Origin of the sequence: Gluconacetobacter entanii (assembly GCF_013155425.1) — a bacterium.
In the GTDB taxonomy this organism is placed as follows: domain Bacteria; phylum Pseudomonadota; class Alphaproteobacteria; order Acetobacterales; family Acetobacteraceae; genus Novacetimonas; species Novacetimonas entanii.
Map to the genome: position 1 here is coordinate 26,028 of NZ_JABJWD010000003.1, position 21,144 is coordinate 47,171.

Annotated in this window: 20 protein-coding genes; 9 read left to right on the forward strand and 11 right to left on the reverse strand. The window is 59.1% G+C overall.

The annotated features are described in order from the left end of the window. Positions 1 to 7 precede the first annotated feature (7 nt). Positions 8 to 1,831, forward strand: a complete 1,824-nt coding sequence (locus HNH97_RS00220) for a glycoside hydrolase family 15 protein (RefSeq protein ID WP_171789415.1) — start codon at positions 8 to 10, stop codon at positions 1,829 to 1,831. Positions 1,832 to 1,925: 94 nt separating this feature from the next. Next, the gene (locus tag HNH97_RS00225) at positions 1,926 to 2,072 is read left to right on the forward strand and encodes a hypothetical protein (protein ID WP_167400343.1); all 147 of its coding nucleotides are present in this window, start codon (positions 1,926 to 1,928) and stop codon (positions 2,070 to 2,072) included. Positions 2,073 to 2,157: 85 nt separating this feature from the next. Here the strand turns inward: HNH97_RS00225 and HNH97_RS00230 are convergent, their stop codons facing one another. Beyond that, on the reverse strand, positions 2,158 to 2,973 hold the full coding sequence (locus HNH97_RS00230; RefSeq protein ID WP_171789416.1) for a creatininase family protein: 816 nt from the start codon (positions 2,971 to 2,973) through the stop codon (positions 2,158 to 2,160). Between the two features lie 241 nt (positions 2,974 to 3,214). On the opposite strand from HNH97_RS00230, the gene HNH97_RS00235 reads away from it, so the two are divergent. After that, positions 3,215 to 3,820 (forward strand): nitroreductase family protein, encoded by a 606-nt coding sequence (locus HNH97_RS00235; protein WP_171789417.1) that lies wholly within the window; start codon positions 3,215 to 3,217, stop codon positions 3,818 to 3,820. A gap of 89 nt (positions 3,821 to 3,909) precedes the next feature. On the opposite strand, the gene HNH97_RS00240 is transcribed toward HNH97_RS00235, so the two are convergent. After that, entirely contained in the window at positions 3,910 to 5,205 is a 1,296-nt protein-coding gene (locus HNH97_RS00240; protein WP_171789418.1) for a replication-associated recombination protein A, read from the reverse strand. Positions 5,206 to 5,369: 164 nt separating this feature from the next. Between HNH97_RS00240 and HNH97_RS00245 the strand changes: the two genes are divergently transcribed. Further along, entirely contained in the window at positions 5,370 to 6,452 is a 1,083-nt protein-coding gene (locus HNH97_RS00245) for a PQQ-dependent sugar dehydrogenase (protein WP_407716851.1), read from the forward strand. Between the two features lie 62 nt (positions 6,453 to 6,514). Here HNH97_RS00245 and HNH97_RS00250 read toward each other — a convergent pair whose 3' ends face one another. The 9 genes from HNH97_RS00250 to HNH97_RS00290 all read right to left on the reverse strand — a co-directional run bounded on the left by HNH97_RS00250 (position 6,515) and on the right by HNH97_RS00290 (position 15,959). Then, entirely contained in the window at positions 6,515 to 7,825 is a 1,311-nt protein-coding gene (locus tag HNH97_RS00250; protein ID WP_171789420.1) for an Hsp70 family protein, read from the reverse strand. A gap of 190 nt (positions 7,826 to 8,015) precedes the next feature. Next, complete coding sequence (locus HNH97_RS00255; protein ID WP_171789421.1) at positions 8,016 to 9,395, reverse strand: 8-oxoguanine deaminase; 1,380 nt, start codon at positions 9,393 to 9,395, stop codon at positions 8,016 to 8,018. A 174-nt stretch (positions 9,396 to 9,569) separates the two neighbouring features. After that, a complete protein-coding gene (locus tag HNH97_RS00260) occupies positions 9,570 to 9,884 on the reverse strand; it encodes a hypothetical protein (protein WP_171789422.1) in 315 nt (104 codons plus the stop codon). Between the two features lie 55 nt (positions 9,885 to 9,939). Beyond that, positions 9,940 to 10,668, reverse strand: a complete 729-nt coding sequence (locus tag HNH97_RS00265; protein ID WP_244949200.1) for a copper resistance protein B — start codon at positions 10,666 to 10,668, stop codon at positions 9,940 to 9,942. Between the two features lie 62 nt (positions 10,669 to 10,730). Beyond that, entirely contained in the window at positions 10,731 to 12,512 is a 1,782-nt protein-coding gene (locus tag HNH97_RS00270; RefSeq protein ID WP_171789424.1) for a copper resistance system multicopper oxidase, read from the reverse strand. A gap of 77 nt (positions 12,513 to 12,589) precedes the next feature. Further along, positions 12,590 to 13,066: a hypothetical protein gene (locus HNH97_RS00275; RefSeq protein WP_216657464.1), complete on the reverse strand. Its 477-nt coding sequence runs from the start codon at positions 13,064 to 13,066 to the stop codon at positions 12,590 to 12,592. Positions 13,067 to 13,144: 78 nt separating this feature from the next. Next, on the reverse strand, positions 13,145 to 13,909 hold the full coding sequence (rfbF, locus tag HNH97_RS00280; protein ID WP_110913676.1) for a glucose-1-phosphate cytidylyltransferase: 765 nt from the start codon (positions 13,907 to 13,909) through the stop codon (positions 13,145 to 13,147). 76 nt (positions 13,910 to 13,985) lie between these two features. Then, positions 13,986 to 14,795 carry a hypothetical protein gene (locus tag HNH97_RS00285; RefSeq protein ID WP_171789426.1) on the reverse strand — a complete coding sequence of 270 codons (810 nt, stop codon included), beginning with the start codon at positions 14,793 to 14,795 and terminating at the stop codon, positions 13,986 to 13,988. A 120-nt stretch (positions 14,796 to 14,915) separates the two neighbouring features. Beyond that, positions 14,916 to 15,959: an NAD-dependent epimerase/dehydratase family protein gene (locus HNH97_RS00290; protein WP_171789427.1), complete on the reverse strand. Its 1,044-nt coding sequence runs from the start codon at positions 15,957 to 15,959 to the stop codon at positions 14,916 to 14,918. 398 nt (positions 15,960 to 16,357) lie between these two features. Between HNH97_RS00290 and HNH97_RS00295 the strand changes: the two genes are divergently transcribed. The 5 genes from HNH97_RS00295 to HNH97_RS00315 all read left to right on the forward strand — a co-directional run bounded on the left by HNH97_RS00295 (position 16,358) and on the right by HNH97_RS00315 (position 21,120). Beyond that, complete coding sequence (locus tag HNH97_RS00295) at positions 16,358 to 17,095, forward strand: SDR family NAD(P)-dependent oxidoreductase (RefSeq protein ID WP_171789428.1); 738 nt, start codon at positions 16,358 to 16,360, stop codon at positions 17,093 to 17,095. Between the two features lie 144 nt (positions 17,096 to 17,239). After that, positions 17,240 to 17,788, forward strand: a complete 549-nt coding sequence (locus tag HNH97_RS00300) for a dTDP-4-dehydrorhamnose 3,5-epimerase family protein (RefSeq protein ID WP_171789429.1) — start codon at positions 17,240 to 17,242, stop codon at positions 17,786 to 17,788. Continuing rightward, positions 17,785 to 19,122, forward strand: coding sequence for a class I SAM-dependent methyltransferase (locus HNH97_RS00305; RefSeq protein ID WP_265176136.1), 1,338 nt, complete (start codon positions 17,785 to 17,787; stop codon positions 19,120 to 19,122). Before HNH97_RS00300 ends, HNH97_RS00305 begins: the two co-directional genes overlap by 4 nt. A gap of 12 nt (positions 19,123 to 19,134) precedes the next feature. Continuing rightward, the gene (locus HNH97_RS00310) at positions 19,135 to 20,121 is read left to right on the forward strand and encodes a hypothetical protein (protein ID WP_171789430.1); all 987 of its coding nucleotides are present in this window, start codon (positions 19,135 to 19,137) and stop codon (positions 20,119 to 20,121) included. Between the two features lie 45 nt (positions 20,122 to 20,166). Continuing rightward, positions 20,167 to 21,120, forward strand: a complete 954-nt coding sequence (locus HNH97_RS00315; protein ID WP_171789431.1) for a hypothetical protein — start codon at positions 20,167 to 20,169, stop codon at positions 21,118 to 21,120. Positions 21,121 to 21,144 lie beyond the last annotated feature (24 nt).

Sequence of the window (21,144 nt, forward strand, 5' to 3'; positions counted from 1 at the left end):
CCCGTTGATGTCCCCTGCTTCCACTGTTGCGCATCGGATCGAAGATTACGCCATGATCGGCTCTACCCACAGTGCCGCGCTGATCCATCGCGATGGCACGATCCAGTGGCTGTGCATGCCGCGGTTTGATTCCGAGGCGATTTTCGCCTCCCTCCTCGGCACGCCCGATAACGGGGAATGGGCCGTGCGCGCCACCGATCCGGCGGCGCGTATCGCGCGTCGCTATGTCCCCGATACGATGGTGCTGGAAACCACGATAGACACTCCCACGGGCCGCGCCGTCGTGCTGGATTTCATGCCGACACCCGTTGATGGGGACCTGCATGAACTCGTCCGCATCATCCGCGGCGTGGAGGGGCATGTCGATTTTGCCGCCGAGCTGCGCCTGCGCTTCAATTATGGTGAATGGATCCCGTGGGTGGAGCGGCGCGAAGGGGCGATCTTCGCCTTTGCCGGTCCTGACGCCATCCGCCTGAGCAGCAGCGTGGACCTCAGCAACGCCAATTTTTCCACCACCTCGGATTTTACCATCGTCGCGGGGCAGAGTGTGGCAACGACGCTGGAATGGTTCCCGTCGCACAAGATCCCGCCCCTGCCACGCGATCCCTATGCCCTGCTGCGCCATACGGAGGCACAGGGACGGTTGTGGGCGGCGCAGTGCACGTATGACGGTCCCTATGCCGCCGTGGTGCGGCGTTCGCTCATGACGCTCAAGGCGCTGACCTACCACCCGACCGGTGGAATCGTCGCGGCCCCCACGACTTCCCTGCCCGAAGATCCGGGGGGAAGCCGCAACTGGGATTATCGCTACTGCTGGCTGCGTGATGCGGTGTGGACACTGCATGCGCTGACGGTCTCGGGTTATATGGAGGAAGCAAGCGCATGGCGGTGGTGGCTGATGCGCGCGACGGCGGGCGCGCCGGACGGGTTGCAGGTCATGTATGGCCTGCATGGGGAGCGCCGGTTGACCGAAACCACGCTTGACCACCTGGCGGGATATGAAAACAGCCGCCCGGTGCGCATCGGCAATGCCGCACATGAGCAGTTGCAGCTTGATGTCTATGGCTCCCTGCTTGGCGCGTTCGATGCGGCACGACGCGACGGACTGGCGGACATGGATGCGGTATGGCCGCTTCAGTGTGCCATCGCCGAGCGCCTGCTGGTCCTGTGGCGGCAGCCCGACTGCAGCCTGTGGGAGGTGCGAGGACCCAAGCAGCACTTCGTCTATTCCAAGATGATGTGCTGGTTCGCGTTCGACCGGATGATTGCCAGCGCCGTGGATTTCGGACTGGACGGCCCTGTGGAGACGTGGCGGGCGGCGCGTGAGGAAATCCATGCCGAAGTCTGTGAAAAAGGCTTCGATGCGGCCAGCAACAGCTTCATGCAGTACTATGGCGCGGATCGTGTCGATGCCTCCCTCCTGCAGATTCCGCTGCTGGGGTTCCTGCCTGCCGATGACCCGCGCGTGCAGGGCACGATCGCACGGATCGAAAAGGAACTGCTGCACGACAACGTGGTCTATCGCTACCTGCCCGAAGGGGTTGCCGCCGATGGTCTGGAGGGGCGCGAAGGCGCATTCCTCGCCTGCAGTTTCTGGCTGTGTGATGCCTATATCATGTCGCATCGCGTGGAGGAGGCCCGCGTCCTGTTTGAACGACTGCTGTCCTATGGAAACGACCTTGGCCTGTTTGCCGAGGAATATGACCCGGTCGCCCGGCGGCAGCTTGGGAATTTTCCCCAGGCCTTCAGCCATTTCGCCCTTGTCCATACCGCCCACATGCTGGCGGGGGGCGTGATCGACGCCAGCGGGCAGCGACGCAGGAAGAAATAGCTTCCCTGCCATGCGTGTCGCCTGCATGAAACCTTTTGACGGACCATGCGCTGTATGGGCGATGGATCAAGGGAGGGAGGGAAGAATGGATGTCATGAAATTTTCCCTCTATGTGCAGACGGAAAACCTGTCCCTGTTCCACTGGGTGCGGCGTGAACTGCATGCATGTTTCGACTTCATCATGCATGAACCGCCCCCTGAGGAAATGCTTGACCTGCTCGACGATCCGGACAGCACATAGCGCCGAAAATCGTAAAAGAAGTTTTTGGTGAAGCTTTTTTTACCGTTCCGTTCGTACCCAGGAAAATACGAACAACAGGCCGGACCTACCAGTTTTCCTTTACAAGATGCGCCACAAGGTCAGCGCCAAGGGTGGTCAGGCGCTCCACAAGCGCCTGTCCCGTGGTGGCCGAACACAGGCGCGGGTCTGCCTGGGCAACCCCTTTGGTGGCGATTTCATCAATTTCGAGGGGAAAGTTGATGCTGGCCCCCTCGAACTGCGCCGTGGCGAACCCGTTGACCGGCAGGCCCATGAATTCACGGGCGCTGGCGGGGGCGGGACGCAGGTCGGGGCGCACCAGATCGGGAAAGAGGGCCATGGCGACGCTGGAAAGCGGATTGCCACCATGCCCGGCGGACCGCTGTGCCGCATCCGCATCCCCCATCACGTCAGCAAGCATGGCCGAGGCAATGCTCCACAGATAGACGCACGGGATCACCACCCCCTGCCTGTGCCGCAGGGACAGTGTGACGTCATGGACCGCCTGCGCATTGCCGCCATGCCCGTTGAAGACGATAATGCGGGTCAGTCCGTGCCGCAGCAGGCAGGACATCATGTCCGTCAGGACCGCGCGCAATGTCGCCTGTTCCAGGGCGATACCCCCGATCACGCTGCCGAAATAATCCGCCCCGCCATAAGGCAGGACCGGGGCGACATAGGTCCCGATCCCGCGCGCACGCGCCGCCTGCGCCACGCGGCGCGCAATCGCGTCCGCGCACAGATAGTCGCCCATGGGGGAATGGGGGCCCTGATCCTCATGGCTGCCCAGTGGCAGGATGATGACCGGATTGGCCGCAAGTGCGGTACGTGCCTCCTCCGCCGTCAGTTCGGCGAGGCATATTTTTTCTGGGGCATGTTTCATGTCAGGGGAAGTTCCAGTTCGGGCAGGTCATATATCGCGAAAAATTTTAGTAATTTGAAAAGGATTTTTCAATCGGCTTCATTATGCAATCATGTTCCTGTCATGACATATTTGAAGACCGGCAGGGAATGCAGGACTGCTTCCCCCACATCCGCAATTCATGCGCATATGGCATCCTTTGCAGGGATGTGGCGTCCTTTTCGGCCTATTTTGTGATAACTGACGGCAGGTATAACCCACCATGACCAAAGCCCCCGCGCGCCATTCCGAAACTTCCGTCGATCGCCTGATCCTTGATCGCTGGTCGCCTTACGCCTTTACCCCCGCCCCGATCGGGGATGCGGAACTCCTGTCTTTCCTTGATGCCGGACGCTGGGCGCCTTCGGCCTATAATTCGCAGCCATGGCGTTTCATCTATGCCCGGCGCGACACGGCGGACTGGGAACGGTTCCTGTCATGGCTGATCCCGTTCAACCATTCATGGGCGCAAAATGCCTCTGCCGTGGTGTATGTCGCCTCCCATACGGTCATGGATATCGGTCAGGCGGAGCCTGTCCCTGCCCCCACCCATGCCTTCGATACCGGTGCTGCGGCCGTGCTGGTGCAGTTACAACTGAACAGGGCGGGATGGGCGGCCCATCCCATCAGTGGCTTTGACCACGACCTTGCCCGCGCCGGGCTTGAACTCCCCGAAGATTATGCCCTTGATGCCGCCATCATCATCGGTCGGCCCGGCGATGCGGACGTCCTGCCTGAAAAATTGCGCGGGCGGAACGTCCCCTCATCGCGTCGCCCCCTTGCCGACGTGGCGTTTGCCGGACGGTTTCCTGCGCAGGATGCGGACTGACGGGATGGCACGGAAACCAGAAGAACGCCGCCTTTAAAAAAAGGCGGCACCCAAGAAACTTTTGATTTTTATGAATGGAGCCTGTGCCCCTACGTCTCCCGACGCTGGTCCCACCATGCCAGACGCTTGAGGAGGTCGCGTTCATATCCCCTTTCGTTGGGGCGGTAGAGTTCCGGCCTGTCTGGACCGCTCAGCGCATCGGGGAAGAACTGCTGGCCGCTGAACGCATGCGGAAAATCATGGTCGTAGCGGTATCCATCCTTGAACCCCTGCGCCTTCATCAGCGCCGTTGGCGCATTGATCAGGTGCTTGGGCGGCATGAGCGACCCCTGCGTCTCCGCAAGGTCCATGGCGGCATAGAACGCCTTGTAGATCGCGTTCGACTTGATCGCTGTTGCGAGGTAGCCCACGCACTGCGCCAGTGCCGGCAGACCTTCCGGCTCCCCGACCCGTTCAAACACTGCGGCACAGGCGGCGGCCTGTTCGATGGCGCGTGGATCGGCAAGACCGACTTCCTCCGTCGCCATGACCATCAGGCGGCGCAGGATCGCGCGCGGTGGCTCGCCGCTTTTGAGCAGTCGCGCCAGCCAGTAGAGCGCGGCCTGCACATCCGACCCGCGGATTGATTTCTGGAATGCGGACAGCAGGGCGTGATGGATGTCCGATCCCTTGTCCCCCGCATGCACCTTGCGCTGGACAAGGGTATGGAGTTGCGCCGGCGTGACGGGCGTATCGGTGCCAAGGTCCGACAGCGCCTCGACCATCACCAGCAGGTAGCGCCCGTCCCCATCCGCCATGTTCAGCAGTTCGGTGCGTGCCTGCGCATCGAGTGGAAGCACCCGGCCCAGATGCGCCTGTGCACGTTCGAGCAGGACCGACAGGTCGTGCGTATCCAGCCGTTCCAGCACCATGACCTGCGCCCTGCTGGCAAGGGCACGGTTCAGTTCAAAGGAAGGATTTTCGGTGGTCGCACCGATCAGGACGACGCTCCCGTCCTCCACATAGGGCAGGAGCGCATCCTGCTGTGCCCTGTTCCAGCGATGGATTTCATCGACGAACAGGACCATGCCCCTTGACTGTCCCTGCTGCCGGTTCGCCTGTGCCCTGGCGAGTACCTTCTTCAGTTCGGGCAGGCCGGACATGACGGCGGAAATCTGCTCGAACGCCATGCCCGAACTTGCAGCGAGGATCCGCGCCAGCGTGGTTTTCCCGGTCCCCGGCGGCCCCCAGAAGATCATGGAGGACAGGCGTCCCGACGCCACCATGCGCCCGATTGGCCGGTCGGGGGCCAGCAGGTGCTTCTGGCCGATGACGTCCTCGATCTGTTCCGGACGCAGGGCTTCGGCAAGCGGGCGGGGCGCCAGGGGCTCGAACAGGGATGTCACGTTTGCTCCATGGTGTTCATGTCTGCGGCAGAGTATGCATTTTCCGGGTGCCTTGCAGAAGGCCACGCCCCTACATTTGTTTCTCCCTCCCGATCCCCTCATGCAAGGACCCGATCATGTCATTTCGCATCCTGGCCCGTACTGGCGCAGCGCTCACCCTGCTCATGGGGGCGTCCTGCTGGTCCATGGCCGCGCAGGCCGCGCCGCAGCCTGCCACCCTGCAGGTCCCCGAAGGGTTCCATATCGCCACCTATGCCGATCATGTTCCCGGCGCGCGCGAAATCGCACTTGGCGACAGGGGGACGGTTTTCCTCGGGTCCATGGGGGCGGGCAAGGTCTATGCCCTGACGGGCGGGCAGGATGGACATGCGCCGCAGGTGCATGTGGTGGCGCATGGGCTGAACCTGCCTGTTGGCGTCGCCTTTCACCAGGGAGACCTGTATATTTCCGACACACGCCGGATTGTCGTCCTGCGGGGGATCGAGGACCGGCTGGACCATCCGCCCGCGCTGGAAACGGTTGCGGACAACCTGCCCTATCGCGCGGGGGATCATTCGTGGAAATTCATTGCGTTCGGACCTGACGGGAAGCTGTATGTCCCGATTGGCGCACCCTGCAACATCTGTGATGTCGGGCATGAGTTCGGGCGACTGATCCGCATGAATCCCGACGGCACGGGGCGCGAGGACGTGGCGTACGGCATCCGCAACACCGTGGGCTTCACATGGCAGCCCGGCACGGGGACGTTGTGGTTCACCGATAACGGCCGTGACATGATGGGCGACGACATTCCTTCGGATGAACTGAACCGTGTCGATCGGGTCGGGCAGTCGTTCGGCTATCCCTACTGCCATCAGGGCGACATCGCGGATCCCGTCTATGGCAAGGGGCATCCGTGCAGCGGATTTACGCCGCCTGTCGTGAAACTCGGCGCGCATGTGGCGGCCCTTGGGCTGCGGTTTTATGAGGGGACGATGTTCCCCGCGACATATCGTGGCGACCTGCTGATTGCGGAACACGGGTCATGGAACCGCTCCCGCCTGTCTGGCTACAGGGTGGTGGCCGTCCATGTCGGCACGGATGGCAGCGCCGACCCGGTTTCCACGCTGGTGGACGGGTTCCAGCATGACCAGACCCCATGGGGACGCCCCGCCGATGTCCAGCCCCTGCCTGATGGGAGCGTGCTGATCAGTGATGACCTTGCCGGGGCGGTCTATCGCCTGACCTATGACGGGCACGCGGGCTGATTACGGGAATATCAGCCCGATCGTGGGCACATGAATATGATAAGGTGCCATAATAACATGGCTCACTGACGCGTGGGGCTGGCCGCCTGTTCATTCATTAGCGCCAGCCCTTCCGCGACGGAGACGAACTCCCCGCCCATATCGACCCGTTCCGCGCCAAATCGCCGGGTGAACAGGTCACGTACCGCAGGCACGAAAGAGGTCCCACCCGTCAGGAAGACGCGGTCGATCGCGGTGGCGGGCAGGTTGGCGCGATCAAGGGCAGCCTGCACGGCTTCATCAAAGCGGTGCAGGTCCGGGGCGATCCAGCTTTCAAAATCGGCGCGCGTGATTTCGCGGTGGATATGCAGGTCGCGGTGATCATACCGCAAAACCGTGCGGTCGGTTCGTGACAGGTCCCGCTTTGCCGCGCCCACGGCACGATAGAGCGCCTGTCCCTGCTGATCGTCGATCAGGTTTTTAAGGGCGTGCAGCTTTTCGGGTTCGGACGCCGTGCGGGCCACGTCCGCGATATCGCGCAGGGTCTGTGGTGTGCGCATCAGCGCCAGTCGGTGCCAGCGCCCGAGGCTTGCATACCATTCCGCCGGGACAGGCAGTGGTGCGCCCCCCATCACGCGATAGGTGGCATGCCGGCCAAGTTCCGGGGCCACGACATTGTCGATGATGCGGTAATCGAACTGGTCGCCCGCGATGCCGACGCCGGCATATCCCAGTGGCGTTGCCCGCTGTGGGGCATCGGGGTCGAAACGCAGGATGGAAAAGTCACTGGTGCCGCCGCCGAAATCCCCCACCAGCACGGTGGCCGGCGTGCCCAGGCGATGGGCGAAACGCCATCCGGCGGCTTCGGGTTCAAGGGCGACATTGACATGGTGGAACCCCGCCGCGCGGAAACTGTCGCGCAGGCGCTGTTCGCCAAAGGCGTCATCCACCCCCTCCCCCGCGAAATGCACGGGGCGGCCGACCGTGGCGGTGACATGGGCGGGATCGATCCCGATCGTGTGCATCAGGCAGGCGAGGAAACGCGCGATCAGCATCTCCAGCGTCATGATACGGCCGAGCAGGCGCGTCTGGCGGAAGGAGGCCTGCGCCAGATAGGATTTCATGGACATGATCAGACGGCTTTCCGCCGGATCCTCCAGATAGGCGTCGATGGCCGCGGCGCCAATGGCTTCGTGCAGACTGGCGCGCCCTGCCCGCATTTCCTCGTGCCACAGGCACAGCAGGGAACGGCAGGTTTCCGTGGCTTCGTGATGGGGAAAGGAAAAGCGCGCCGGATGGGGCTGCCCGTTTTCATCCAGCAGGACCACAACGGTGTTGGTCGTGCCGAAATCTATGCCGAGCCTCACGCTCTGGGGGGATCCGATGGAAGACATGGCGCCTCAATAGGCGTCCGCCCGTCACATGTCCATCCATCATGACAGGTTCCCATTTGCGGTGATGGATAAAAAATCAGCCCACGAAATGCCCTTCGGATCATCAAAAAGCTTCGCAAGAATGTTACCTTTTTGAAAAAAGGCGACACCCGGAAACGTTTATGAACAGACCTGTTTCCAGGCACCTGGATCACACCGGATCGTCACCATCCAGCAGCGCCCGCGCCAGATGGTTATGCCGTTCGGCAAGCTGGCGAGTATCACAGGTCAGCAGGTGTCCGTCACGTACGACGACCTGCCCATTGACGAGGGACAGCGCCACGGTGCGCGGGGTGCAGAAAACAAGGGCCGCAACGGGATCCACCAGCGCCCCGGCATGGTCGATGCCACGCAGGTCGAAGGCGACGACATCCGCCGCCATGCCTGCCGACAGGTGGCCGATATCATCGCGTCCCAGTACGGCAGCCCCACCCCGCGTCGCCAGTTCCAGTGCGGTGCGCGCGCCCATCATCGCCGCGCCATCCTCCTGATCGTGCATAAGGCGTGAGACAAGCATCGCCTGGCGGGCTTCGGCCAGCATGTGGCTGCTGTCATTGGAGGCTGAGCCGTCCACCCCCAGTCCGACATTGACACCATGGGCCATCATGCGGCGGACGGGGGCGATGCCGGACCCCAGACGCATGTTGGAACAGGGGCAATGGGCAACGCCCGTCCCGGTCCGTCCGAAGCGTTCGATACCGGCATGGTCCAGCCGGACACAGTGCGCATGCCACACATCCGGCCCCATCCAGCCAGTATCCTCGGCATATTCCGCAGGCGTCATGCCAAAGGCATCGCGGCTGTATTCGATATCGCTCGCATTTTCCGCAAGGTGGGTGTGAAGCCTTGTGCCGGTTGCGCGTGCAAGATGTGCGGTTTCACGCATCAGGTTACGGCTGACGGAAAATGGCGAACACGGGGCAAGGACGATGCGCTGCATCGCAAGGCGGGACGGGTCATGGTATGCCTCCACCACGCGCTGCATGTCACGCAGGATGGAGGGTTCATCCTCAACGAGGCTGTCGGGCGGCAGTCCCCCCGCGCTTTCACCAACGCTCATTGCACCGCGTGCAGCGTGAAAGCGCATGCCCATCGTTGCGGCGGCCTCGATCTGGTCATCAAGGCGACTGCCGTTGGGAAACAGGTAGAGATGGTCGCTGCTGGTGGTGCAGCCCGAAAGCATCAGTTCGGCCATGGCGGTGCGTGTGGAAACACGGATCATGTCCGGCGTCAGGCGCGCCCAGATGGGATAGAGCGTGCGCAGCCACCCGAACAGGGAGACATCCTGTGCTGCTGGCACGACACGGGTCAGGGTCTGGTACATATGGTGGTGGGTATTGACCAGCCCCGGCATGACCAGATGGCCCGACATGTCCATGACGTCGTCCGCTGCGGGCAACGGGTCATGGGGCGTGCCGACCTGCTGGATCTGCCGTCCCTGTATCAGGACCCAGCCCCCGGCGATCTCGCGTCGCTGCGCGTCCATCGTGACAAGCATCAGGGCGTTTTTGAGCAATATGGAGCGCGGCATGTATTTCTTCACTGACGGGGCATGACGTCGCCCCTATTGGTGATACAGGGAGAGTTTTGAAATAACCCATTGATGGAAATAATAAAAGTTTCCGGGGATGCTTTTTTCAAAAGGGTGGCGTCTTTCGAAGCTTTTTGAAAAAAGCTTCACCAGAAACTTTCATACCATCAGGTGTCAGCGTTCACGCACGGCTTCCGGCATTCCCAGTGGCCCGGTGGAAGGTGGAGGTGTGACCGCCTCCCCTCTGGTGGTGCGTGGGTGTCCATGCCGACCTGTCACCGGGGCCGTGGCGTCATGATGGGGTGCTGGCGTCGTGGCGCGATGGGGCGTCATGCCCGGCATGTTTTCCATGCCGTCCATATTTTCCATCCCCTGCATGTCGTGCATCTGCATCGCCGGGGCGGGGGCCGCCTGCGTATTCGTTACCGGCATGAGGACGGCCGCCATCAGGGCGGGCATGGCGGACAGCCATAATCCTGTGCGATTCATTTCTTTTCTACTCCATTGATATAACAATATTTTTATGAATGGGGACGGTCGGTATTCAGAACCATGTCCGCACCCCGAAGGTGAAGTTGAGGTCATGCAGGTCGTGTTCGCCACGTGCCCGCGCCAGCGTCGTGGCCTGATCGAATGTGCCGCTGTAGGTCACGCCGATATACGGGGCGAATTTGCGGTGCCATTCGTAACGGAGCCGCAATCCCGTATCGATGTTCGACAGGCCGCGCCCGTTCGCCCGCGCCGGATCCGACTGGGAATAGAAATTCAGTTCGACCTGGGGCTGGAGGATCAGGCGGTTGGTCAGCAGCAGGTCATACGATCCCTGCAGGCGGCCTGCGGCACCCCGGTCACTGAAATAGGCCGTTGCCTCCACATCGAAGAAATAGAGCGCCAGCCCCTGTATCCCCACTGCCCCCCACGCGCGGGTCGGGCCATTGTCGATATCCATGCGGACGCCGGTCTGCACATCGAAGTAACGCGAGATTGCGCGGTCATACAGGACTTCGTGGTCGCCATCGCCAAACCTGCCATTCGTGCCAACCGTACCTTCGGATTTCAGCCACAGCTTGTTGTAATCCGTCCCGACCCACGCCTGCCCGTCATAGCGGAACTGACCGCCATCCGTATTGTAACGGGCCTCGAATTCATCCAGCAGGGCATGCGCATAGATATTGTGGTCCATCACCGGGGGCATGCCGTTGACATAGGTGACCGGCGTAGCCGCCGACCCATTGGCCTGCATGGTGCTGCCCCGTGTTATCGGGGTGGTCATCTGCGCATGAACGGAAGAAACAGGGACGGCAAGCAGCGCCATGGCGATGATGAGCGTGTGCCTCATGACACCACCACCGTACGGAACATGCCCAGTTCCATGTGATAGAGCAGATGGCAGTGATAGGCCCACAGCCCCGGTTCATCCACGGTGACGAGATAACTCAGCCGCTCCCCGGGCTTGACGATGATCGTGTGCTTGTAGGGGCGGTACTCCCCCTGCCCGTTTTCCAGTTCACTCCAGAACCCGTGCAGGTGGACGGGGTGTTCCATCATCGTGTCATTGGTCACGATGAACCGGACCCGTTCGCCAAGGGCAAGTCGGATCGGTTCCGCTTCGGAGAACTTCTTGCCATCAAAGCCCCAGATGAAGCGTTCCATGTTGCCCGTCAGATGCAGCGTGATCTCGCGTGAGGGCGGCCGGGGATCAGCGCCCGCGATGGTCGCGCGCAGGTCGGCATAGGTCAGGACCCGGCGGCCATTATGGTCCAGCCCGTCCCCGGCTTCGGCCAGGCGGTTGATGGGCATCATGGCGACACTCTGCACTTCCACCCCGGGACGCAGGCGGGGGGTGGCTGCGGGCATGTCATGCTGCTGCGGGGGCGGCATGTGCATATGCCCCATATGCGCCATGTCCATTCCCTCCATCCCTTCCATCCCCTCCATGTCCGTATGGTGGGATGACGGCCGGGTGTGCATGTCCATATGCCCCATCCCCATATCCGTCATGGTGCGCAGCGGGCGCGGGTCCATGGGGGGAACTGGTCCTGAAATGCCAGCCTGCGTCGCCAGCGTGCCCCGGGCATATCCGGTCCGGTCCTCGGCCTGTGCGAAAACGGTATAGGGACCGGGGCTACCGGGGGTGACTAGCACGTCATAGGTTTCCGCCGTGCCGATGCGGAATTCATCGACCGTTACGGGTTCCACCTCGTTGCCGTCGGCCTGTATGACCGTCATCTCCAGTCCCGGGATGCGCACATCGAACAGCGTCATGGACGAGGCATTGATGAAACGCAGCCTGATGCGCTCCCCCGGCTGGAACAGTCCCGTCCAGTTGGCCTGCGGCGACTGCCCGTTCAGCAGGTAGGTATAGATGATGCCCGACACGTCGAGGATATCGGTCGGGGCCATGTTCATCGCCCCCCATTGCAGGCGGTCCCGCAGCGTTGCCGCCACGCCCCGGTGGCGCATGTCATGGAACAGTGTTCCCACCGTACGCTGGCGGAAATTGTAATAGTCACTGTCGAATTTGAGGTTGGAGACAATGTCCGCCGGATCCACGTCGGTCCAGTCGGACAGGAGCATGACATATTCCCGGTCGCAATGGTGGCGCTCCCCGTGCTTCGGGTCGATGATGATCGCCCCGTACAGCCCCTTCTGCTCCTGAAAGCCGGAATGGCTGTGATACCAGTAGGTGCCGCTCTGGTGCAGGCGAAAGCGGTAGGTGAAAGTCTGGCCCGGGGCGATGCCCGCAAAGCTCAGTCCCGGTACGCCATCCATGGGGGCCGGCAGGCGGATGCCATGCCAGTGGATGGAACTGTCCTCATGCAGGTGGTTCGTGACATTGAGTTCAACGGTGTCCCCCTGACGCCAGCGCAGGATCGGGGCCGGGGTGGCGCCGTTCACCCCCACCGCGCGGACGCGATGGCCGGTGATGTTGGCATGCAGGCGATCAATGCTGAGGTCAAAGCGGGTGGAAGGCGTGGCTGCGGGCTGCCCCGTCAGGGGCGACTGCGCACGGGTGCTGCGGCTGGCCGCGGTCAGCAGCGCGCCCCATGTGCCAGCACCGGTTACGAAACGGCGACGCGTCAGCACGCCGCCTTTCGCAGGGAATAAGGGTGTCATGGATGGATATCCGCCAGAAAGCAGGAACAGGCACGGCGTCCCACAGGGCAGCCGGTCCCGAAACGGTCAGGAAAGGATCAGGCCGTTTTTCTGGGCGGTGGAAGTGCCGGAGCGGACGCCACGCCACCGTCATCGATGGTATAGCGACTGCCGAATACAATCGTGACGAAACCCGCATGGGCCAGTGATGAAGCCCCCGGCGTCATGGCCCAGCCGGTCATGCAGGCCGCACCCGACAGGCAGCAGCTTTCGCTGCCATGCGCGCAGTTCTGGTGCGTGTCGCAGGGTTGCTGGTGATGGCACTGGCGGGTGTGTCCATGCGCCTCCATTGTGGAGGTCATCCCGGCCATGGACGCCATGCCCGGCATCATGTCATGGCTGGCCGCAGGCGGCGCGGCAGCGGAACCGGCATCCAGTGTGGGGAAAGCATGTACCGGCAGGGCAGACAGCAGCAGCCCCACCTGAAACATCAGGCAGGCCAGCACGTATCGCCACTTTCTTACGCCGATCCTGTTCACACCCGTTCCCTGCCATTCACAGGAATGCTTAGCCATTCTCCATGCGGAGGACGGTATCATAGCATGTGGGGCGGCATCCGTGTCCACCCCATTGCCGCCGTGATGCCCGCACCGTTACCACATGCGCCATGGCGCATTGCGCGTTTCCCACAGATGTTCAAGGTGGCGCTTGTCACGCAGGGTATCCATGGAATGCCAGAACCCGTCATGTTTCAGGGCCATCAGTTGCCCGTCATTGGCCAGCCGTTCCAGCGGCCCACGTTCGAAGACGGTTTCGTCATCCTCCAGATAATCAAAGACGGAGGGCGACAGCACGAAGAACCCGCCATTGACGTAACCCGGCTCAACGGGTTTTTCACGGAAGGCATCCACGCACCCATTGACGATTTCCAGCGTCCCGAAACGTGCCGGGGGCTTGACCGCCGTGACCGTGGCGATGCGACCGTGGCTGTGGTGGTAATCGATGGTCGTGCGGACATCTATTTCCGCCACCCCGTCACCATATGTCATGCAGAAATCTTCACCCTGCAGGTACGGCTGCAGGCGACGCAGGCGTCCGCCGGTCATGGTGTCCAGCCCGGTATCCACCAGTGTCACGCGCCATGGTTCGGCGCTGCGTTTCAGGGTGACGATGCTGTCATTGCACATGTCTACCGTGATGTCCGATGACAGCAGATGGTAATTGGCAAAATACTGCTTGATCATCTCCGCCTTGTAGCCAAGGGGGATCACGAAATCATTGATCCCTCCGTGGGAATAGATCTTCATGATGTGCCACAGGATCGGTCGTCCCCCGATCTCGACCATCGGCTTGGGCCTGCTGTCGGTTTCCTCCATCAGGCGTGTTCCATAACCACCAGACAGGATAACGGCTTTCATGACCACTGCTCTCCATTCATGATTGGGACAAGGCTGGATGCCACGTGACGTCGCGCATCCATCGTGACGGGCGGGTTCATGTCGGCAGGTTCAGTCTGCGACGCATGGTGACCCCGACACTCGGCAGGGCGCGGCGCAGCCACTGCCCCATGCCGATTTCCCCTCCCTCGCAGCGGAATCTCCAGTTGGAGACCATGTTTTCCATGACCTGCAGGGGGTAGTAATCCTCAAAGAACCGCAATCCGTCCGTTGCGGCGAAACATTCGGTAAGGAACGATCCGCGCGGCGGGGCAAAGCGCTTCCATATGCCGATACGTACCATCTGGTCATTCCACAGATGCAGCGTATAGGCATTGGCACATAGCCGTTCGCATTCCTGCCGATATTGCGGCAGGAGGAATTTCCATGCCTCGCGCAGGTGGATCGGGAAAAAATACTGCGGTGCATAGGAATCCTGTATGACCACCTGCTTGCCAAACAGGGACGTCAGCAGGCGTGGCCCGGTTGCCCCCCAGACCAGGTCCCGGTCCCGCATGGCCAGCGTTTCCTGAACCAGGCTGTCGAGTTTCGGATTGTCGCGCTCCAGTCGCATGATCGCGCCACAGACCGAAACGGGATCTTCCCTGGCCAGCAGCAGATCCCATCGCGGCAGGTCCAGCGGGCGCAGCAGCAGCATGTCCGCATCAACCCATATATGGTCCGTCCGGCGGGAAAGTTCGTAACGGAACAGATCCGAAAAATGGCTGAGGTTCGGTTTTCCCCTGATCAGGAAACGCGCCATGTTGGATGGGTCGGTAATTTCGCGTGCATCACCGTTGATAACACCCGGCGGAAGGTTTTCGATCGCTTCATAGCTATAGACGATGAAGATGTACCCGTGTGCCACATATGAATTGATACAGGCGGATTCATATGCCGAAATTGTGGCCCCTCCCCAGAAAGTGGCGAATGTCGGTTGGAAAAGAGTCATGAATTCTATCCTGCTGCTCTGTGGGAACGAAGAAGGTCAGGAATTCCTGACCCATCGCAGGTCCTGCCCCAGATACTCCGCGTCAATCATGTGCCTGAGCGCATGCAGGCGTATCAGGGAAGAATTGCGAAAATCCGCATCCGAAAACCCGACCTCTCGCAGGCCGGCGATCAGTTCGGCGATGGCTTCGGACAGGCTGACCCGGGGCACGAAATCGGCCGCAAGTGTCCGGAACAGCGAGAAATCGACCCTGTAGGACCGACGGTCGGGCGGGGCGTCCGTATTGATGCTGACCGTGGTGCCGGGAAGATGCTGGGCAACCGCCTCGGCAAGGTCGCGTACGGTGTAATTCCATGTATCACTGCCTGCATTGACCACCAGGCGGCGTTCTCCCCCCCGGGTGATTGCCCATTCGATGGCACGCGCCATGTCCCGGACATGAATCAGTGGCCGCCATGGTGTGCCATCGCTCAGCACCGTGATTTTCCCGCATGTCAGGGCGCTTGCGACAAAATCGTTGATGACAAGGTCCAGCCGCAGGCGATCCGAAAACCCGCATGCCGTTGCGAAACGCAGGCACGTGACGGTCATTTCCCCAAGGTCCATCTGCATCAGGGCACGTTCGGTATCGATTTTGGATCTTGCATAGGCGGTCAGGGGTTCGACCGGATCGCTTTCCCTGCGCGGCAGGCCGTCGGAGACGCCATATACGCTGCAACTGGATGCAAATGCGAAATGCCTTACGCCCGCATCGGCCGCCATCCGGGCCAGATGCAGGCTGCCACCACGGTTGATCTGGTCGGTCACCTCTTCAAAACGCGATCCCATGGGATCGTTTGAAATGGCGGCCAGATGAACGATCGCATCGGCGCCGTTTACGACATGGGGCGGAATATCACGTACGTCCCCGAAATACTGCGCGTCGAGCGCAATTTCAGGTAACGGCCCCGCAGTGGTCAGGCATTGCCCGAACAGGCAGTTGTCATATCCCACCAGTATCGCCGCAGGAAAACGCTTCCGCAGGTGCCGCACGACGACCGGGCCGAGATAGCCCATATTTCCGACCACGAGTATGCGCATATTCTTCTTCTTGGATTTCGAGGGTGAAGAAATAATAAAAACTTCATTATATCAGTCGTATGACCATAAATATTTCATGCGCAGGAGAACGGGTCCGGTTTGGTGATATCCCCGTTGCCCCGCATGCTGGCTGCGTCACCGCCTGATCGACGGTTTGTACGCAGGTTTTCTTTGCCTGCTTTTCTGCGATCAGGAACGTTGTTTTTCCTGTCGGGTTTTATGTGCCGGAAAACAAATTTCAAATAATTCCGCGAAATTTTCATACCGGATGTATTTCACGAAGTCCGGATGATGCATGCAGGATTAACGAAACCCTGTCATTTCGAATACGTTTCAGGAGGCAGTCGCCCACGCGGTCATGATGCCGTAAAGAGAAAGCATATATCGTGGTCCAGGAAGTGAAGTTCACACCTCCCCTGCCCCGCAGGCATAAAACGGCACTGGTAACCGGGGCAGGAAGTGGCATTGGCCGCGCGATTGCCGTTGCACTGTGTAATGCGGGTCATCACGTCATCCTGGCGGGGCGACGGCGTGCGCCCCTGTCCGCCCTGGCGTGTCAGTTGGGAGAGGAACGCACGACTGTCTGGCCAGTGGATATTACGCAGGCGACAGCATTACCGGCTTTTATGGACAGTCTCGGGTCCCTTGATATCCTGATTCATTCCGCTGGCATGTTTGACGCCGGAAAACTTGCCGATATCACGCCGGATATCAGAAGATTGCTTCATGCCGTCAATGTTCATGCGCCGATTCACCTTTCGGAACTGCTGTTACCTGCGCTCCGTACGGCACGGGGACAGATTGTATTCATCAATTCGACAGCATCCCTGGGCGCCCGTGTCACACAGGATGCCTATGCAGCCAGCAAGCATGAACTCACGCAGGAAATTGCATATTTCAGGGAACGGACCCGGGGAAGCGGCATCCGTATCCTGAATGTCTATCCCGGGCGGACGGCAACCCCCATGCAATCCGAGGTCCTGCGGCACGAAGGACGCCCCGGCGCAGACATTGCATTGCTCCAGCCAGAAGATATAGCCACCCTCATCATGGACTGCCTTTCCGTCCCGCGACGTGCGGAGGTCACGGATATTGTCATCCGTCCCACCGAACATGTTGATGATTCCGCGGAGTAAAGCACCGGCATGAATGGCATCGGACTGATGTTTCATGAATAATATTTTTCCAGACAGGAAACCTTTGGCATGAAGCGTGCTTAAGCAGGCATCCCGGAGTGTTGTCCAATGCTCCGGTTGATACCGGAGGTATGATCGGACACAATGCTGTTCAGACAGGCAGAAATATCCGGTGCCCAGACAATTACCCTTCCCCGTCACCATGATGAACGGGGTTCATTCGGGCGTATATTTGATCGTGACCGTTTTGCGGAAAATGGAATATCCTGCGATTTCGTGCAGGCAAGTATTTCGCGCACATCATACGCAGGCACATTGAGGGGACTGCATTTCCAACGCGCCCCTTATGCCGAAGCCAAGCTTGTCCATTGCCTGCGTGGGGAAATATATGACGTCATCTGTGACCTGCGTCCAGATTCCCCAACATATCTGAAACATCAGTATTTTTACCTGAACTGTTCAGATAACGAGATGATTTACATTCCTCCCGGTTGTGCCCACGGGTTCATGACGCTCAATGATGATGTCGAGGTGTTTTACGCGATGTCAAACATATACGCACAAGATCATGCCTCCGGCCTGCGGTTTGATGATCCTGCCCTTGGAATTTCGTGGCCTCGCCCGGTTGCCCATATTTCCGCCAAGGATCTGCAATGGCCGTACTACAAAGGCAGTGAAGACATGGTCTGGTGAAAAACAGCAACCTCACTTTGGTAAAATGGATCGTCGCCATGGAAAGTTTGACACAGCCTTCGCCGCATGCGCACATGCAGGTACATTCGGCAATCCCCTATTCATCCACGGGGTCATGCCGCCTGTGCAATACGCCCCTTCGACGGAGCGTCGTTGACCTGGGGCTTTCCCCGCTGGCGAATTCATTTATCAAACCGGAACTGCAGAATGCGATGGAGGCCTTCTATCCACTTCATGCATTCATCTGTGAGAAATGTTTCCTGGTGCAATTGTCGGAGTTTGAGTCTCCACAGTCCATTTTCGGGGACTACATATATTTTTCATCCTATTCCGCCAGTTGGCTCCAGCATGCGAAGAAATATGTCGCCACGCAGGTGGGACGTTTTGCGCTGAATGACAATTCCCTTGTCGTGGAAGTCGCAAGTAATGATGGATATCTCCTGCAATATGTGCAGGAGGCCGGGATCAGGAGCCTGGGGATCGAACCTGCTGCGAATGTTGCGGAAATTGCGATTGCCAAAGGAATCCCGACGGAAATCGCCTTTTTCGGCGCGCAGACGGCAACACGCCTGAAAGCGGAAGGATATGCAGCCGACCTGATGGTCGCCAATAATGTTGTTGCACATGTTCCCGATCTTCACGATTTCCTCGAGGGATTTAAAATTCTTCTTGCACCCGCAGGGGTCGTGACATTCGAATTTCCCCATCTCCTGAGACTGATAAAGGAATATCAGTTCGATACCATCTATCATGAACATTTTTCCTATATTTCTCTCCTGGTGATCCGTCGTGCCCTGTCGGATCATGGGCTGCGCGTCTTTGATGTCGAGCAGCTTCCGACACATGGGGGATCGTTGCGGGTCTATGCCACGCACAAGGAAAATGACGGATTGGAGGAAAGTCCATCAGTCGGTGACATCTGCCGGGAGGAAAGTGACTTCGGGCTTGAAAACCTCGAGACATACGAGAAATTTTCCAGATCCGTTGTCAATATCAAATGCAACCTTCTGCAGTTCCTGATCGACGCGCATCGTAATGGAAAAGTCGTCGCAGGTTATGGCGCGCCCGCCAAGGGGAATACACTCCTGAATTATTGCGGCGTCGGCCCGGAACTTATCCCCTTTACGGTTGATGCCAGCCCATACAAGCAGAATATGCTGCTGCCTGGCACCCGGATCCCGGTCCTTTCTCCAGAAGCGATTTTCGAAAGGAAACCGGACTTTGTGCTGATACTGCCATGGAACCTGAAAAACGAGATTGTCGGCACCATGGCGCGCATTCGTGAATGGGGGGGACAGTTTGTGGTCCCGATACCCGATATCGAAATATTCTAACCGTGTCTGGGGATGATCTATATCCAGACCATATCAGGAAATCCGACGGTGGTTCGTGAACCTCGATATGCTGTCCTGTTCCGTACCCATGTCTGGGACAGCTTTGTTGAACGCCAGTTTTTACGCCTCCGGTCGATGATCGGAAATGGCGACCTGTTTATTGTGGCGAATAATACATCCGGGGAATGTCATATTCCAGAAGACCTGCCCTGCGTTGCGTTTCATGAGTCGGATTTCCGCAGGCAGGGTCTTGAATTCGGGGTCGGTGGAAATCCGATGTGGTATAACGTGGATTATGCGTTGTATTTTTTTGCCGATAAATACGATCAATATGATTATTATATACTGTTTGAATATGACGTTCGTGGAAATATTGATTTTGATCGGCTTATGAACGACATCCACCGCGATGGAAGTGACCTGGTCGGCCTGACGTCTGGTGGCATGTTTGATAAATGGCATTTCTATAAATCATGCATGGGTCTTTACAAAGAAATGGACCTGACCAAAACATTTCTACAGATAGGCATTTTTTCCCGACGGAACGTAGGTCTTCTGCACAGGCGCAGGCTTGCCTTATCAGAGCAGTTCAGGGCGGGAACCCTGAAAAACTGGCCCCACTGTGAAGCCTTCATTCCCATAGAAACGAAACTGGCGGGGCATCGTGTTACTGAACTGTCAAATTACCTGAATGTGCGACGGTACAGTCACGAACCTGCCTATCTTGAAGAAGATACGGAAAATCTGGAAGAAAACGAAGTCGTCCATCCCGTCCTCGACCGGAAACGCTATATCCTGAGCACGATCCGCTATGAAGGGCGACCCGAGAAGTTTTTTCTTCCCGGCAGTTCCTTTGGGAAACGGCTGCGGCGGCTGCCGGTCCGGGATTACTTTCTCCCGCTCATCAAGGCCCTGTGGTGTCGCTCCCGGACGTTGGCCGCCGGCCTGCTGGGGAAAGTGTCCTTTTTCAGTCTGAGCAAAACCAGAGAAGAATTCTGAACATATAAAAAGGATTTTGGAATGCGGTATGTCCGTGGAAATATCATGATGCTGTTCCTGGCCGGAATGTGCGCCCTTCCGGAAAGTATGGCAGCCTCCCCTGCCGCAACAGATATTTCCAGAGACCTGCCGGCCGCATTGAAATCCTGCTATGTCGGGCATGGGACATGCATCCTGAACCTTGGCGGCCGTACCGCGCATCTTAGCCATGGCATCATGATCAATCCCCTGCGTGTCACGCTTCAGGACGGATACATCGACGCCTCGGCGCTGCCGGCAGGAGAAGCCGCGATCACGGTCAGTACGGATAGCGAGACGACACCTGATTATGCAACCTTCGTTCATTACATAAAGGGGATAGGCCTGAACGGAAATGGGAACGTGGATGGTATCGTCTTCAACAGTACGCATCACAACAATGTCCTTGCTGCGGCAATGACGTTGGAAAGCATGTCGATTTCAGGTTTCCGGCGCGGTATCACCTTTGGTAACCATTCCTACGGTTTCGGGCTTTCCCACGTACAGATATTCAACAACAAGGTTGGGATCTATACCATAAGCGGTGCGGAAGATGCGGGCGAACGCATGACTTTTGTTGATGTTGGCGTCTTCAATAATCAGTTGGGAATTGATGATGAAGGCGGGTTTGAAATGGACTGGCTGGGCGGGCATTGGGATTATAACCACAGGACAGCGATCCTGTCCGCTCTGGTTCAATTCGATGGCCATATCGAAACGGGTCCGTCTGACCAGCCGATCATTGAATTGCGCGCCCTGCCCAATATGGTGGCGGCCCAGTTGTTCATGACGCCCGGATCATTCGTGATGGTTAATGGTTACAATGGAAAACCGACATCGGACGCATGGATTTCGTCCAACAGCGCGTATAATGTGGTGCAGTTTCCATTCAATACATGGGGTGTGACAGGAAAAACCGGTGTCATGCAGGGCCCCGGGAAAGTGATCGGTCCCGTCAGTGGGGCTTTTACCCCTCACTGATGCAATATTCCGCAGGGAAAGGTA